This is a genomic window from Leptotrichia sp. oral taxon 879 str. F0557 (assembly GCF_000469385.1).
Taxonomy (GTDB): domain Bacteria; phylum Fusobacteriota; class Fusobacteriia; order Fusobacteriales; family Leptotrichiaceae; genus Leptotrichia; species Leptotrichia mesophila.
Genome location: NZ_KI271346.1, coordinates 14,630 through 30,452, shown reverse-complemented (window position 1 = coordinate 30,452; position 15,823 = coordinate 14,630). Strand labels below are relative to the sequence as shown.

General features: G+C 28.7%; 14 protein-coding genes. 1 reads left to right on the top strand and 13 read right to left on the bottom strand.

Annotation, left to right across the window (positions count from 1 at the left end):
- Window positions 1-11: 11 nt before the first annotated feature.
- From csm2 to mnmA, 13 genes are all read right to left on the bottom strand, one after another.
- Entirely contained in the window at window positions 12-356 is a 345-nt protein-coding gene (gene csm2 / locus HMPREF1552_RS09300) for a type III-A CRISPR-associated protein Csm2 (RefSeq protein ID WP_039901562.1), read from the bottom strand.
- A 399-nt stretch (window positions 357-755) separates the two neighbouring features.
- Complete coding sequence (locus HMPREF1552_RS09295; RefSeq protein ID WP_021744917.1) at window positions 756-2,921, bottom strand: M13 family metallopeptidase; 2,166 nt, start codon at window positions 2,919-2,921, stop codon at window positions 756-758.
- Between the two features lie 341 nt (window positions 2,922-3,262).
- Window positions 3,263-4,078: a MetQ/NlpA family ABC transporter substrate-binding protein gene (locus tag HMPREF1552_RS09290; RefSeq protein WP_021744916.1), complete on the bottom strand. Its 816-nt coding sequence runs from the start codon at window positions 4,076-4,078 to the stop codon at window positions 3,263-3,265.
- Window positions 4,079-4,126: 48 nt separating this feature from the next.
- Window positions 4,127-4,933 carry a MetQ/NlpA family ABC transporter substrate-binding protein gene (locus tag HMPREF1552_RS09285; protein ID WP_021744915.1) on the bottom strand — a complete coding sequence of 269 codons (807 nt, stop codon included), beginning with the start codon at window positions 4,931-4,933 and terminating at the stop codon, window positions 4,127-4,129.
- Between the two features lie 54 nt (window positions 4,934-4,987).
- Window positions 4,988-5,632: a methionine ABC transporter permease gene (locus HMPREF1552_RS09280; RefSeq protein WP_196808138.1), complete on the bottom strand. Its 645-nt coding sequence runs from the start codon at window positions 5,630-5,632 to the stop codon at window positions 4,988-4,990.
- A 44-nt stretch (window positions 5,633-5,676) separates the two neighbouring features.
- Window positions 5,677-6,750 (bottom strand): methionine ABC transporter ATP-binding protein, encoded by a 1,074-nt coding sequence (locus tag HMPREF1552_RS09275; RefSeq protein ID WP_021744913.1) that lies wholly within the window; start codon window positions 6,748-6,750, stop codon window positions 5,677-5,679.
- 213 nt (window positions 6,751-6,963) lie between these two features.
- Window positions 6,964-7,695, bottom strand: a complete 732-nt coding sequence (locus HMPREF1552_RS09270) for an amino acid ABC transporter ATP-binding protein (protein WP_196808137.1) — start codon at window positions 7,693-7,695, stop codon at window positions 6,964-6,966.
- A 51-nt stretch (window positions 7,696-7,746) separates the two neighbouring features.
- Entirely contained in the window at window positions 7,747-8,403 is a 657-nt protein-coding gene (locus HMPREF1552_RS09265) for an amino acid ABC transporter permease (protein WP_021744911.1), read from the bottom strand.
- 2 nt (window positions 8,404-8,405) lie between these two features.
- Window positions 8,406-9,194, bottom strand: coding sequence for an amino acid ABC transporter substrate-binding protein (locus tag HMPREF1552_RS09260; protein WP_021744910.1), 789 nt, complete (start codon window positions 9,192-9,194; stop codon window positions 8,406-8,408).
- A gap of 286 nt (window positions 9,195-9,480) precedes the next feature.
- Window positions 9,481-10,473, bottom strand: coding sequence for a DUF3829 domain-containing protein (locus HMPREF1552_RS09255; RefSeq protein WP_021744909.1), 993 nt, complete (start codon window positions 10,471-10,473; stop codon window positions 9,481-9,483).
- Between the two features lie 89 nt (window positions 10,474-10,562).
- The gene (locus tag HMPREF1552_RS09250; RefSeq protein ID WP_021744908.1) at window positions 10,563-11,507 is read right to left on the bottom strand and encodes an AEC family transporter; all 945 of its coding nucleotides are present in this window, start codon (window positions 11,505-11,507) and stop codon (window positions 10,563-10,565) included.
- 309 nt (window positions 11,508-11,816) lie between these two features.
- Window positions 11,817-12,512, bottom strand: a complete 696-nt coding sequence (locus HMPREF1552_RS09245; RefSeq protein WP_039901546.1) for a M15 family metallopeptidase — start codon at window positions 12,510-12,512, stop codon at window positions 11,817-11,819.
- Between the two features lie 313 nt (window positions 12,513-12,825).
- A complete protein-coding gene (mnmA, locus tag HMPREF1552_RS09240; RefSeq protein ID WP_039901544.1) occupies window positions 12,826-13,920 on the bottom strand; it encodes a tRNA 2-thiouridine(34) synthase MnmA in 1,095 nt (364 codons plus the stop codon).
- A gap of 1,149 nt (window positions 13,921-15,069) precedes the next feature.
- On the opposite strand from mnmA, the gene rpsP reads away from it, so the two are divergent.
- Entirely contained in the window at window positions 15,070-15,339 is a 270-nt protein-coding gene (rpsP, locus tag HMPREF1552_RS09235; RefSeq protein WP_021744905.1) for a 30S ribosomal protein S16, read from the top strand.
- Window positions 15,340-15,823: the final 484 nt, after the last annotated feature.

The following is a 15,823-nucleotide window of genomic DNA, read 5'->3' as shown; positions in this document are numbered from 1 at the left end:
TTATTTTTAGTTTATCCAATATAATATTTCACATATGCTACTATTTCTTCTAAATAACGATAAAATATATCAAAATCTTCTTTGGTTTTTATTTTTTTCAATCTTTCTGAAATTTCAAATTTTTTATCAAATTCCTTTACTTTAGATTCTCTACCACATTGATATGTATGCTTTATTAAAAGATATTTTACATCGTTTAATAAATCATCTGATAATTTATCTTTTTTCTTTAATATCTTTGAAGATATTTTATTTTTTACTATTACTGAATTTGACAAAAGTTGTCTTAACTGTGTTGTTGTAACCATATTATTTTTATTTTCTTTTACTAATTCTTCCACTGTTTTATTTTCCATAACAAATTCCTTTCTAAATTTGTAATAAATTTCCATTTTATATCATAAATTGCAATATTAATTGCGACATTTTACCAAATTTTTTTAAAAACTAATTTCGTGTAAAAATTTCTCGAATGGCGTTGCTTTGTTGTTACTAACATTTTAACACGAAATTATCATGAGTTTTTACATTTTTTTAGTTTGTCGCAATATATTTTACAATCTATGATATATTAAAATAACTATTATTGTAAAATAAAGAAAGATTGCGATAGTTCCCCTTACTTTCTATAAAAAGAAAAAAGCCACCAAAACAAAATGGTAGCTTTTTCATTGAGGAAAATATGAGAAAAAATAGAATATAAAAAAACTATCTCAATATAGTCAAGATAGTTTTTGTTTTATTATTTAATTATTTTACCAGATTTTTATTCTATCTTCTGGGGCTTTATACATTTTATCTCCTGGTTTTGTTTCAAATACCTTATGGAAAGCATCAATATTTATCAATGTTCCATTTACACGGAAGATGTTTGGTGAATGAGAATCTGTTTTTGCTAGATTTCTCAAGTATTCTGGTGTTGATTTTTGTCGCCACATTCTTGCAAAGCTTAAAAAGAATAGTTTGTTTATTGTGTCCGAATATGCTTTTGTAGAATTTGGATGATCTTTCATGTACATTTGTAATGCATCATAGGCAATATTTAGTCCTCCAAGATCAGCAATATTTTCAGTCAATGTATATTTTCCGTTAACATATACTCCACCTCCAACTGAATATCTTGAAAACTGATCTTCCAATTTTTTTGTTGCTGCGTCAAATTTCATTTTATCTTCTTCTGTCCACCAGTTTCTCACATTTCCATCACCATCATATGAAGCTCCTGATACATCAAACGCATGAGTAAGCTCGTGTCCTATAACTGTTCCGATACCTCCAAAGTTACTTGCCATTTCTGATTTTCCATAATCATAGAATGGATATTGCAAGATTCCTGCTGGAAATACTATTTCGTTACTCGTTGGTGAATAGTAGGCATTTATCGTATGGGGAGACATGTGCCATTCTGTTTTATCTACTGGTTTTCCGACTTTTTTCATATCTTCATTGTATTCCCATTCACTTATTTTTTTCATCTGGTCATAAAGTGAATCATTGCTTGAAATTGTCATTTTACTAAAATCTCTCCATTTATCAGGATATCCGATTTTTACAGTAATTTTTGATAATTTTTCTAACGCTTTTTTCTTAGTAGCAGCGCTCATCCAGTCCAGTTTCTCAATTCTGTTCTTCATTGCTTTCTTAATGTAATCAACCATTTGCAACGTATTTTTCTTAGCTTCAGATGAAAAATTACGTTGAACATAGATTTTTCCGATAATTTCTCCAAGACTTCCATTTGTAAAGTTTAATGCTCTTTTTTCAAGTATTTCCCTTTCTTTCTGACCATTCAGATGTCTTCCAAAAAATTCAAAGCTTCTTTTTCCAAGTTCATCGTTTAGCACTCCAGTTGCAGAACTTATTAAGTTATATTTCATATAATCCTTGATTACACCAATATTTGCATCATTTACAAATCTATCAAGATTTTTATAATAATTTAGCTCAGTTATTATTACCTTGTCTGTATTTACATTCAGTTGCTTCAAATATTCTGCTAAATCTACATTTTTAGACAATGTTCCTAAATCGCTTACTTTTACAGGATTATTATATTTTTTTACATCATGACGCTCTTCATTTGTAAGCAACGTATTTGCAATCTGTTTTTCAAATGCAACTATTTTTTTAGCTCTTTCAAGGGTATCCGATTCTCCCAGATATTTCAGCATATCACTTACATATCTTGTATACTCTTCAAGTATTGCCCTATTTTCCCTTGTATCTTTCTGAAAATATTCTCTTGAAAGCCCAATTCCTGCGCTTCCTAGATATATAGCATTATTTTTCGAGTTATTCAAATCTGTTCCTACTCCCCATCCATAAAATTCAGAACTACCAGTCTTTGTAACTTCAACATTGTATTTTTTAAGATCGTCAATATTCTTTATGGCATCAATTTTTTCAAGATCATTCTTTATGGGTGTAAGCCCCTCCTTGTTTCTTCTCTCCATATTTGAATAACTGTCATAAATCGTTATTACTTTTTGTTCATCGGCAGTCAATGAAGATTTTCCTTTTAGCTCCCTTATAAGGTTTCGAAGAAAATCCTGATTTTTTTCATTCAGTTCATAAAACGCTCCCCAGGCAGGCTTTGTGCTTGGAATTTGAGTCTTTTTATCCCAGTTTTCGTTTACATAGTTATAAAAATCCTCCTGTGCCTTGACATTCGTGCTGACATCTTCAAACATTGCCCTGTCATTATCCTTTACAAGCTTTGCCTGCTGTTTGGCATAAAAATTCCAAAATCCTTCAGGTCTTTTCTGTGGAACAGGTGTAGGCGTTTCCTCCTTATTCTCCGTTGCTTTCTGCACAGTCGTCTTTGATGCTGCAGGTACGGCCTTGCCTTCATTAGCTTCATTTTCTGCATAAATTAAATTAACGCTGGCTAAAAATAGCGAAATTACAAGTAATTTTTTCATTCTTTCTTCATTTCCATTAAAATATTCAGAATATATTAGAATTAGCTATTAATCCACGACTACAGTATACGGTAAAGATGTTACATCAACTCATTCTAAATAATTCTAATAGATTAAGGAAAATTTCTCCTCTCCTTATTTTTTATATATTGATATTTAGATAACTAAAACTATCCAGCTAAAAGACGTCATATCTTATAGCAATACCATATTATACATTTTTCTCAAATATATTTCAAGGATTTAAACAAAAAAACATAATTTTTTTGATAGATTTATAAACATAATAAAAAAACAGCCCTAAAACTTAATTTAAGGCTACCTTTAGCTAAAAATATTTATTAGAAAGCAGGAATTACTCTACCTTCATATTTTTCTTCAATAAATTTCTTAACTTTTTCACTTTGCAGTGCTTTTACTAATTTTTTAACTCTTTCGTCATTTTCATTTCCTTTTAATACTGTAACAATGTTTACATAAGGCGAGTCTTTACCTTCAATCAAGATAATTTCATTTTTTGTAACTCCAGCATCAATTGCAAAGTTTGAATTTATGATTGCTCCTGCAACTTCTGATAATCTTGGTGCAATTTGTTCATTTGATAATGTTTCAATTTTGATATTTTTGGGATTTTGAACAATATCAGCTGGTGTAGCATCTAATTTTGTATTATCTTTTAATTTTATAACTCCAGCTTTATCAAGCAGAATTAATGAACGTCCTCCATTTGTTGGATCGTTAGGAATAATTAAAGTATCTCCATTTTTTAAGTCATTAATATTTTTTATTTTTTTAGAATATAATGCCATTGGCTCCAAATGAATATTTCCAACTGCTGACAATCCAATGTTATTTTTCTTTCCAAAATCATCCATATATGGAACATGTTGGAAGAAGTTTGCATCTATACTTTTATCTGCAAGTGCCTTATTTGGCTGAACATAGTCATTAAATTCAACTATTTCAAGTTCAATCCCTTCTTTTTTCAAGTCATCCTTTACCAAATTTAATAATTCTGCATGAGGAACTGGTGTCGCACCTACAACTAACTTTTCAGTTTTTCCTGATGCAGCTCCTCCTTTTGATTCTGTTCCTTTACTTCCACAAGCTACTAAAAATAGTGCTGTTGCTAATAATAGTGATAATATTTTTTTCATAAATACCTCCAAAAATTTTTTATTTATAATTTATTTTACAAACTTTTACTAAAATACTGGAACAATTACATCTTTATATTTTTCTTCCATATATTTTTTTACTTTTTCACTTTGTAGTGCCTTTAACAATTTCTGAATTCTAGGATCGTTTTCGTTCCCTTTCAATGTTGCAAGGACATTTGCATAAGGTGAATCTTTATCTTCTTTTACAAGTCCGTCTTCTTTATATGACAATTCTGCATTTAATGCAAAACTGCTATTTACAATTGAAGCAGCAACTTCAGGTAATCTTGGCGGAAGCTGTTCTGCTGAAAGCTCTTCAAATTTTATATTTTTTGGATTGCTTACAATATCTTTTAATGTTGCATCCACATTCTTGTTATTATTTAATTTTATAATTCCAGCTTTATCCAGCAGAATTAATGAACGAGCCAAATTTGTCGGATCATTTGGCAACAATATTGTATCGCCATTTTTTAATTCGTTAATATTTTTTATTTTTTTTGAATAAAGTGCAAGTGTAGGTAAATATATTTTCCCAACTGCTGTCATCTCAAATCCATTTTTCTTTCCAAAATTTTCCATATATGGAGTATGCTGGAATAAATTAGCATCTACTTCTTTTGACTGTAGCACTTTATTTGGTTGAACATAGTCATTAAACTCTACTATTTCAAGTTCTATTCCTTCCTTTTTTAAGTCATCCTTTACAAATTTCAAGATTTCTCCAGCAGGAATTGGTGTGGCAGCAACTTTTAATTTTTCAATTTTTCCAGAATCTTTTGAAGATTTTTCTGAATTTCCACAGGCTATTAAAAATAATGCTGTTACTAAAACTAACAAAATTTTTTTCATATAATCATCTCCCTTTTTGTATAATCTACAAAATTATTATTTTAATTTATTATGTTATGTTCTTTTTCTCTTATTCATAAGAGCTTTTACAATACTGTTACCGACAAACTGTATAATTTGTACAAGTACGATTATAACAATTGTAGCCTGCCACATTACTTCTGGCTTAGATCTTTGATAACCGTCAATTACAGCAGCATTTCCAAGTCCACCACCACCGATTGTCCCAGCCATCGCAGAATACCCAATCAGGCTGATTAATGTTAACGTCAAACCATGAACAAGTGCAGGCAGTGCTTCTGGTATCATCACTTTAAAAATAATTTCAGAAACTGTTGCTCCCATAGATTTTGAAGCTTCAATAAGCCCATCATCTACTTCCTTTAACGCTCCTTCTATAATCCTTGCTACAAATGGTGCAGATCCTAACGAAAGAGGAACAATAAATGCGACACTTCCATAAGATTTATTTACAAGTATTCTTGAAAGCGGTATTAATAAAACCATCAGAATTATAAATGGTATTGACCTTGTAATATTTACAATAATCATATCTAATATTTTATGAATTGTTTTATTTGGCTTTACACCCTTTTCATCAGATGTAACAAGCAAAATTCCAATTGGCAGTCCGATAATTAATGCTATAATTGTCGAAATAAATACCATATAAATTGTTTCCCAAAGGGGTTCAGCCATATTTTGAAATTGTAAAAATTTAACCCAGTCAAATCTTACTCTCATTATACCACCTCCGAATCTATTTTATTTTCTTTCAGCCATTCAATAATATCTTTTGCTTTCTCTTCATTTGCCGAAATTTCTATTAATAAATTTCCAACGATAATATCGCCTACTTTATCAACAAATCCACCTAGAATATTTACTTCAACATCATATTTACGAATAATTTTTGTAATATATGACTCGTTTACCTGTTCTTCGTTATATTTAAGGCTTAGATGTAATTTTCCATTATTTTCTTCACGGCTCTTTATCTCTTCTTCTGTTCTAAATTCTTCGTGTGAAATATTTTGTACAAATTCTTTTGCAAGTTCTGTTTTTGGATTTAGGAAAATCTCTTTTGTTTCACCTTTTTCAATAATTTGTCCATCTGACATAATTGCAGCTTTATTACAGATCTTCTTTATAACTTCCATTTGATGAGTAATCAAAATTATAGTTATTCCAAATTTTTTATTTATATCCTTTAACAGTTCCAAAATAGAATTAGTCGTTCTTGGATCAAGTGCTGATGTTGCTTCATCTGAAAGCAGTAATTGCGGATTGTTTGCTAATGCCCTAGCTATCGCCACACGTTGCTTCTGTCCTCCTGAAAGTTGTTCGGGATAATTTAGTTTTTTATCTGAAAGTCCTACAATTTCAAGTAGTTCATCCACTCTTTTTTTAATATCTCTTTTTTTCCATCCTGAAATTTGCAACGGAAAAGCTATGTTATCAGCAACATTTTTTGAATTTAGCAAATTGAAATGCTGAAAAATCATACCAGTTTTTTTTCTATATTCTCTCAAAAGTCTTGTATTAAATTTTAGAATATTCTTATTTTCATATCCAAGACTTTTTTTCTTTTTTTTATCAATAACTTCATGCCTTACAAGAATTTCTCCAGAAGTAGGTTCTTCTAACCTGTTAAGAAGTCTTATAAGTGTAGATTTACCAGCTCCACTAAGCCCCATAATTCCATATATATCCCCTTGTTCAATGTCAAGACTTACATCATTTACAGCTAGTAATTCTTGCCCATTATTAAGTTTATATTCTTTTACCAAATTCCTTATCTTAATAAAACCGTCCATATTTCACCTCTTTTTAATTTATTTTGCCTTATTTTTACTTTCCGTAGTTAAAAAGATTATATTATTTATTACTTTAAAAGTCAACTGTTTTAAATACTTTTTTATATTATATCATTTTTATATTGTATATACAAGTAAAAAAGTAGAATTTTTAAAAAAAATTTATTAAGATTATAAAAGGGTATGCTTATGATACTCTTAAATTAATCTAGATTAACTATTTGTATTTAAAAATTCCTTTACTCTTTGAGAAGATGGATTTTCAAAAATTTGTTGCGAAGTCCCTGTTTCCAGTATTTTACCTTTTTCCATAACCACTACCCTATCTGAAATTTCACGAACAAAGTTCATTTCATGACTTACAATTAGCATCGTTATCTTTTGCTCTTTCAATTTTCTAATTATATCCAGTACCTCTTTTACAAGTTCTGGATCAAGTGCTGAAGTTGGCTCATCAAAAAGTAATATGTCTGGCTGTAATGCTAATGCTCTTGCTATTGCTACACGTTGTTTCTGACCTCCTGAAAGTTCATTTGGAAAACTGTTCATCTTATCTGATAATCCCACTAAATCTAGCATTTTTTTTGCAATAGTTTCTGCTTCTGATGTATCAATTTTTTTTACCAGCTTTAAAGTCTTTACTATATTATTTCTAACTGATAGATGAGGAAATAAATTAAAAGTTTGAAAAACCATTCCTGTTTTTAGCAGGATTTCCTTTTTAATTTTTTTATCTACATTTTTATCTGTCAGATTATTCCCCTCAATCAAAATCTCTCCTGACGTTATCGACTCTAAATCTACAATACAACGTAAAATTGTCGATTTTCCACTTCCAGAAGGCCCTATTAATGAGACAACTTCTCCTCTATTAATATGTAAATTAATATCTTTTAAAATTATATTATCGCCATATTGTTTTTTCAAATTTTTTACTTCTACTATTTTTTCATTTTTCACTCTTTATCTCCTAGTCCTCTTTAATTTTAAAATTTCTTAAATTCTGACTTTATTTCTTTTCTCTATATTTTTAAACAATCTATCAACTGCAAAACTTAATACAAGATAAATGATAATTGCACAAATATATGGCGTAATATTATAGTAAATGTTTGCTAATTCCTTTGTACGCTTCATAACTTCGGTTACAGCGAGAACATAGATTAATGAAGTATCCTTTATAAGTGTAATTGCTTCATTTCCCAATGTCGGCAGTACTCTTCTTATTGCCTGTGGCAAAATAATATATATTATTTTTTGCCAGTAACTATAACCAAGAACTTTTGCAGCTTCATGCTGTCCTTTATCAATACTTTCTATTCCACTTCTCATAATTTCCACAAGATATGCCGCATAATTTATAATAAAAGTAATAGTTGCCGCCGTATATGGCTCTAACACAACTTTGTATCCGCCAATTTTCATAAGCGGTATTCCATAATAAACCACCATTAACTGAAGCATTAAAGGAGTTCCTCTAAATATCCAAGTGTAAACTGAAATAAAAAATTTTACTGTTTTATTTTTCCCTGTATATGCTAACGCTCCTAAAATTCCTAACGGGACGGAGAATAGGATTGTAAACACATATAATATTGCAACATTAGGTAATGTTTTTAATAATTCTACAAATATTGATAATGATTGATTCATTATTAATCTTTAAACCACTTTGAATAAATTTTTTGATAAGTCCCGTCTGTTTTCAATTCTTTAATAGCTTTATTTATAGCCTCAATTAATTTTGTGTTTCCTTTTTTAGCAGCAATTCCATATTCTTCTTCTCCATAGTTCTCGCTTAAAATTTTATAGAGATCTTTTTTAGCCTGTGTTTCTTTTGTCTTTTTAGTATATTTTGCCAACACTTCATCTGCTACAATTGCATCAACTCTCCCTGCATCAAGATCCATAAATGCCTGGTCATATTGAGCATAAGTTTTAAATTCCTTAAATTTTTTATCCTCACCTGATTTTTTCACAGCTTCTTCTCCACTGCTTTCAGTTTGGCTTCCAACATTTTTTCCTGTTAAATCAGCTTTTGCATTAATGCTTGAATCCTTTTTAATCACTATAAGCTGATGACTTGTAAAATAAGGTTTTGACATTTCAGTCTCTTTTTTTCTTTCCTCTGTTATAGTAAGTCCATTCCAAATTAAATCAATATTTCCACCATTCAAATCTAGTATCTTTGAATCCCAGTTTATTGGTTTAAATTCAACTTCAGCACCCAACTTTTGAGCAACCGCTCTAGCCAAATCAATATCAAACCCTACAATCTCTCCTTTTTCATTCTTAAATCCCATCGGAACAAATGAATCATCAAGCCCAATCACTATTTTCTTAGGAATACCGTTAGCATTGGCTTTTTCTTCTTTTTCATCCTTCTGAACACTGCACATTAATACACTTAATGCAAAAACCATAAGCAACATTATTTTTTTCATTTCTACCGCCTCCTGCTTTCATTTATATACTAAAATTTACAAATTAATTTCTAAATATATTATAATAATAACATTTTTTTCGATATTTTGTCAATAATTATAATATATAACTTTTATATATTTCGATATATTTTATTTATGGTTAAATACTAAAAAATCAGAATAAAAAATACAAGGTGAGCGATTATTACCCACCTATTTTATAGTTATTCAAATTTTTTTCATTTAAATATCAGCTTATTTTATTTAATAACAGTTTTATTATAAATAGAGTTTAGTATAAATTCTATTTTTGTACCATTAAAAGATTAAACACATTTTCTAAATCTGTCTTTGCACTCAAAATATTACTTGCACTCATTACTACATCCTGAATATTTTGATTTTTTACGCCTGCTACCATTTTTTGCATATTTTCTGATAGCGTTTTTGAACTTTCCTTTATTTTTTTGAAATCTGACTCACTTATATTTTCTTTTTTAGCATTTTCTAGTGTTATTTCAGATACTACTTTATATGCATTTTGAACGTTATTATTAGCTTCTTCTAATGTTTTTACTTCATTTTCATCAAAGTTTAGATTATTTTTTCCAAATGCTGTTTTTCCAAATTCATTTACGGAATTTACAAATTTTAAAATATTCAATTTTGCTGTTTTACCATCTTTTTGTAATTGATTCTCCATTTTTTGATTAATTATTTGAGCAATTTCATGTAATGAATTAGCAAAAATTTTGTGATTTTCCTGTCTATTTTGCAATACAACTTTATACTTGTCATTCAATTCTCCGACTTTTGCCAGCTTATCAGCTTTATAATCACCTTTTTCAAAATAATCGTTAATTTCTGTCAGTACCTTTTGTTCCTCTACCAATGAATTTATCAGATTTTCAGCATTTTTATCAATAGCTTCCATTTTTGGGCTTTTTTGCATTATATCAGTAATTTCTTTTATATATTCACCAATCAGGTTAATTGAACTATCCAAATTTTCAGTAAATGTCGGCACTTCCGAAATATTTTTTATATTTCCAGTTTCATTAAGAAATTCCTCTTTTTTTATCTCCATAAAAAATGTATTCCATTCTTCAGAATTTGGTACATCGCTTAATTTTGAATATTCATTATATTTTGCAATTTCCTCTGTTGAAATATCCCTTTTTACATTCGTTACTTTTACTTTATCCTTATCATTTTTGTCATTGCCCTTGTTATCACACCCTACAATAACTAGCAATGCCATCATTATTCCAATCACTGCATATTTTTTCAATTTCATTATTTTTCCTCCAGAATGTTTTATTTTTAAAAATTTATGATTTTCGCAATACTCTGTTATTATACCAAATTTTTATTTATTTAACAAATTTATACTAATCCTGCAATTTTCAAAATATAAAGCCATCCTGTTAATGTAAAAATACTCATAATCGTAGTAATCATAACAGTTCCCGAAGTTACAGCTCCATTATGTCCCATTCCTCTTGCCATAGTAAATGAAGTTGGAGTAGTTGGACTTCCCAGCATTCCAAGCACAGCAACCAGCTTTTCATCCTCAAATCCAAATTTTATTGCTATTGGTAAAAATATTGCTGTAAGAATTAGCAGCTTGAATGAAGACGAAACTAATACAATTTTTATTTTTGAAAAAACTTCTCTTACATCAAAACTTGCTCCAAGTGCAAGTAATCCAAGAGGAGTTGCCGCTGCAGAAAATGTCGAAATTGATTTTTTCATAATTACTGGCTGCGGAATTTTTAACAATGCCCAAATCATTCCAGCCAAAATTCCAAGTATTAAAGGATTCTTCATAACTCCCTTTAACGTATTTTTTAAAACTACTCTATTCAATTTCCCCTGTTCTGGACTAAGTAACATCAAAATCACAACTGAAGCAACATTGTACAAAGGGACAGCTCCAATTACCATAAGAGCCACAATTTTAGCCTCTCCATACACATTCTGCACAAAAGCATAAGCAAGCAAAGCAGCACTGCTTCTGAATCCAGCTTGAATAAATTCCCCACGAATTGACTTATTCTTCAAAAAAACTGAAATAATACACATTATCATTATTGAAAAAAATGTTGCAAAAAAACAGAACATCAAATATTTCAAATCCCAAATTGCCGAAAAATCAGATAGCGACAATTCTTTAAACAAAAGTACAGGCAAAAGTGCCAAAAATACAAATCTGTTCATCTTATCCGCAAATTCTAAATCTATAATTCCTATTTTCCTAAAGATATACCCAAGTATCATAATCAGAAATACAGGCATTGTTGCATTCAAGCAAAATATTAATTCTTTCATTTTCCTCCTTCATCTATATAAAAAAGGTCATAAATTCAATTTTATACTCATATTTTTATATTTATGTAATTTTATTGTCAAATAAAAGTAAATACACGACTAATAAAAATTAAACTATTCTAAAATTTTAAATCAATAATTATAATTTTTAGGTCTAATTTCTAAATAACACTATATTATAGTAAAAGTATAACACAATATCGGTAAACAAACAAGGAAAATAAATTTACAAATAAAAAAAGTACCTCTAAACATTTTTATTATATAGTTTTTTGGTACTTTTTTATCTTTATATATAAATTTTTATAATTAAAAGTCAAAATGCATATAATCAGCTCTTGAAAATGCAGCTCCCCAAGTCCATCCCCTCTTAGAAAATGCTTTTACAACATCACCATCTGGAATAATAGAATAAGGATTTATTCCTGGTTCCCATTTTTTACCTACCAATACTTTTCCTTCAACATCTAGCTGAGGATTTTCATCAGGATTTATATCTATTGCACGGCCAGTACTATGAAGGCTTTTTAATCCATTAGGACGCCAATTATATCCTCCTAACGATTTAATAGGAAATTTTTCTGGCCCATTGTATATTTCAGTAAATATACTTTTTACATCTTCTGCTAATAAATTTAATACTTGTACTTTTGCCTTACTTGAAACTTTTTGTCCATTTTTTAATTTCCATATAGGAACTTCAACCCAAACCATATGTCTTATTGCGGTTTCATGAGAAGGATTATAATAAACATCTTGCAATTCTGCATCAATTCTTTCATGATATTCAATATAATATTCCCACATAGGATCATTAACAATTTCTACTTGTGGTGGTATCTGAATATTTTCGTTTTTTGTTTGTTTACTATCCGATGTATTTTTATTTTCTCTATTTCCTGATTTAAATATACCTTGTATTTCATTATAAGCATAAAGTTTATTCTCTATTGACATTATACTAAAAATAGTGAATATTCCTATTAAAAGCTTTGATTTTTTCAAATTTGTTCATCTCCTTTATTATATAAAATTAATATATTAATAAAATATTATTTATAAAACAAGATTATTCAGATTTGTAAAATTATAATTTGTATAATACAATTTTAGAGATGTTAGTATTTTAATTAGGTATAAACTTTTCTTATTATTAGAACAATCTTTATGTTATTATACTATCAGAACTATTAATTGTCAAGTAATTAAGAAAAATAAAAAAATGTTTTTGCGTTATCTTAAATAGTTATCTAATCTTAATTTTTAATTTATTTCCCATATAACTAATATTATATTTAATACCTTTATAAAATCTAAATCATTTTATAATTTTGTCAATAATTCCTCCACCAAGACAAACTTCACCATCATAAGCAACCACAATCTGTCCCAGCGTTACAGCCTTTTGCGGTTCATCAAAAATCACTTCATATTCATTTTCGTTAAGTTTATTAATCACAGCTTTTGTGTCTTTTTGTCTGTATCTAAATTTTACAGTACATTCTATTGGAAACTGTGCCTCATTTATAAAATTAAAATCTGTTGCAATTAATCCCTTTGAATAAAGTACTGAGTTATCACCTTGCGTTACAATCAATTCATTTTTTTCCAAATCCTTATCCACAACAAACCAAGGTTCTCCAGTTCCCTCCTTTGTATTTCCAATCCCAATTCCTTTTCTCTGTCCGATTGTGTAATACATAAGTCCATTATGATGCCCTAATACCTTTCCTTGCGTATTTACAATATTTCCACTCTTTGCTGGCAAGTATTGGGATAAAAATTTATTAAAATCACGTTCTCCAATAAAGCAGATTCCTGTGCTGTCTTTTTTCTTTGCCGTTGCCAAATTATATTTTTCAGCAATTTCACGAATCTGTGGCTTTGTGTATTCTCCTAATGGAAATAAAACTTTTTCCAGTTGCTCCTGACTTAACTGACAAAGAAAATATGTCTGATCTTTATTATCATCAATTCCTCTTAACATAGTCGATTTGATTTTCCCATCTTTTTCTTCGTGAGCAATTCTCGCATAATGCCCTGTTGCCACATAATCAGCCCCAAGTTTCATCGCATAGTCCAAAAATGCACGGAATTTGATTTCCTTATTACACATCACATCGGGATTGGGTGTTCTTCCTTTTTTATACTCATCTAGAAAATATGTAAACACTTTGTCCCAATATTCTTTCACAAAATTCACCGAATAATAAGGTATCTCCAACTGCTCTGCCACAGCAATCACATCCTTATAATCCTCTTCTGCCATGCAAACCCCATTTTCATCCTTCTCTTCCCAATTTTTCATAAAAACTCCAATTACATCGTAACCCTGTTCTTTAAGCAAAATTGCCGCAACGGAAGAATCAACTCCGCCAGACATTCCTAGTACTACTTTTTTTCTTTTTTTCATATTATTTCCTTTCCTCATACATCCAAAGTTTAAACTTCTTTTCAACAATATCCTATATCACAATATCATTTCATACTTAAATCCAAATCTATTATACTCTATATTCGTCATAAAATCAACTTCATAATTAAAAAATAATTAAAAATGTTTCTTTCTTAATATGGTTTTGGTAGACTTACATTATATCAGAAACCTTTCTTTTTTTTATATACTTTCGTCACATATGTATTGTCTCACAACAATTATTTAATAACAACCTCAATTTAATCAGATTCTCATTTTGAAATCAATTAAAAAGTGTTCTTTTTGTTTCATCCTTTTTTTATTTTTCAATTTTCTCTCCTTTGTCTTAATTGATACACAATGTTCCAAAATGTTAACCTTTAAAAAAGATAGTTTAATTTGAAGTAAAAATACATATATGAAGATGATTGTGATATATCATGGAATTGAGAAAATATGCAGGAATAGAAATAGACTTAGTGACAAAAATAATATTTCCTACTTTATAATGAAACTATCAAAACATATACTTAACTATCTTAAAAAAAATACAATAGACCTGTTCGATAACTTATAGTTCAAAATTATCAGATTTTTTCTCACCTGTAAAGACTTTTTTTAATTTTCTTCCAAGCTTCCGTTTGAACAGCAGTTCAAACTATTTATCGTAAAGGTTTTTGAAACACTCTTTAAAGTTTATATCTAAAGAGCAGATAACAGCTTTTTGGATTCAGATGAAAAAAAGTAAAAAATTTTAAAAGAACAGTTATTACTATCTTTGGAAATGTTACTTTTGAATGTCATAAATATGCAGATAAAAAAACAGGTTCACATTACTATATTAATAAATGCTGTAGATGGATTTCTAAAAATCTAATTTTTACTATTCTTTCAAATATCATCATACTATAACCTCATTTTTTGCAAAGATTTATGATGTTTGTATAATCTTGTCAATTCTTCTTTATCAGCTTCTTCCCTAAGATATATCAATAATATTATATATACTATTTTTTCTATATTTTTTTTGCGTTTATCATACTGTAAAGAAAAAAAACTTGACAACTTTCAAAAAATTAAGTATAATCATATTATACTTAAAAATAATAAATTTTCAAGTTATTAAATAAATGGAGGTAAAATACAATGTTAAAATTAAGATTAACTAGATTAGGAAGAAAAAAAGTTCCTTTCTATAGAATAGTTGCTATGGAGGCTTTATCAAAAAGAGATGGAAAAGCAGTTGCTTACTTAGGAACATTCAACCCACTTTCCGAAGAAGAAAAACAAGTAGTATTAAAAGAAGAAGAAGTTTTAAAATACTTATTACACGGAGCTCAACCAACTGAAACTGTTAAAAGTATTTTAACAAAAGCAGGAGTATGGGCAAAATTCCAAGAAGCTAAGAAAAAATGACTATAAATTAGTATCTTAAATGTGAAATTTTCATATTTCTCATAGAGTATTTACCCTAGTCCTTAGGGTAAATTTTTTATTATTGAATTTAGTCATAGTCAATTGAGTACTCAAAGCGTATAATAATATATCTCCCCACTATGCAAGTGTAGAAATGTAAGTTTACAAAAAAAACAGCTTCCTTTATAATGGAGTTGTTTAAGCCATTTAATAAAGGAAAGGCGTTTATATAGTTAATAAGACTAACCTATCCTATCTCATACTAAAATGTATGTGTAAATATCGTATATATTTACACCTAAGTACAAACAAAAATTGTATACAGTCAATACAGAAAAAGCATGGGAAAAATTTTAAGAAAATCATAAGTGAGTATAAAGAAGTCGAAATAATAGAATACCATCTGAAGAAAGATCAAGTACATACACTGGTAAATATATAGTAAAACTTATACAAAAACGACCTAAAAATACGGTATAATAAT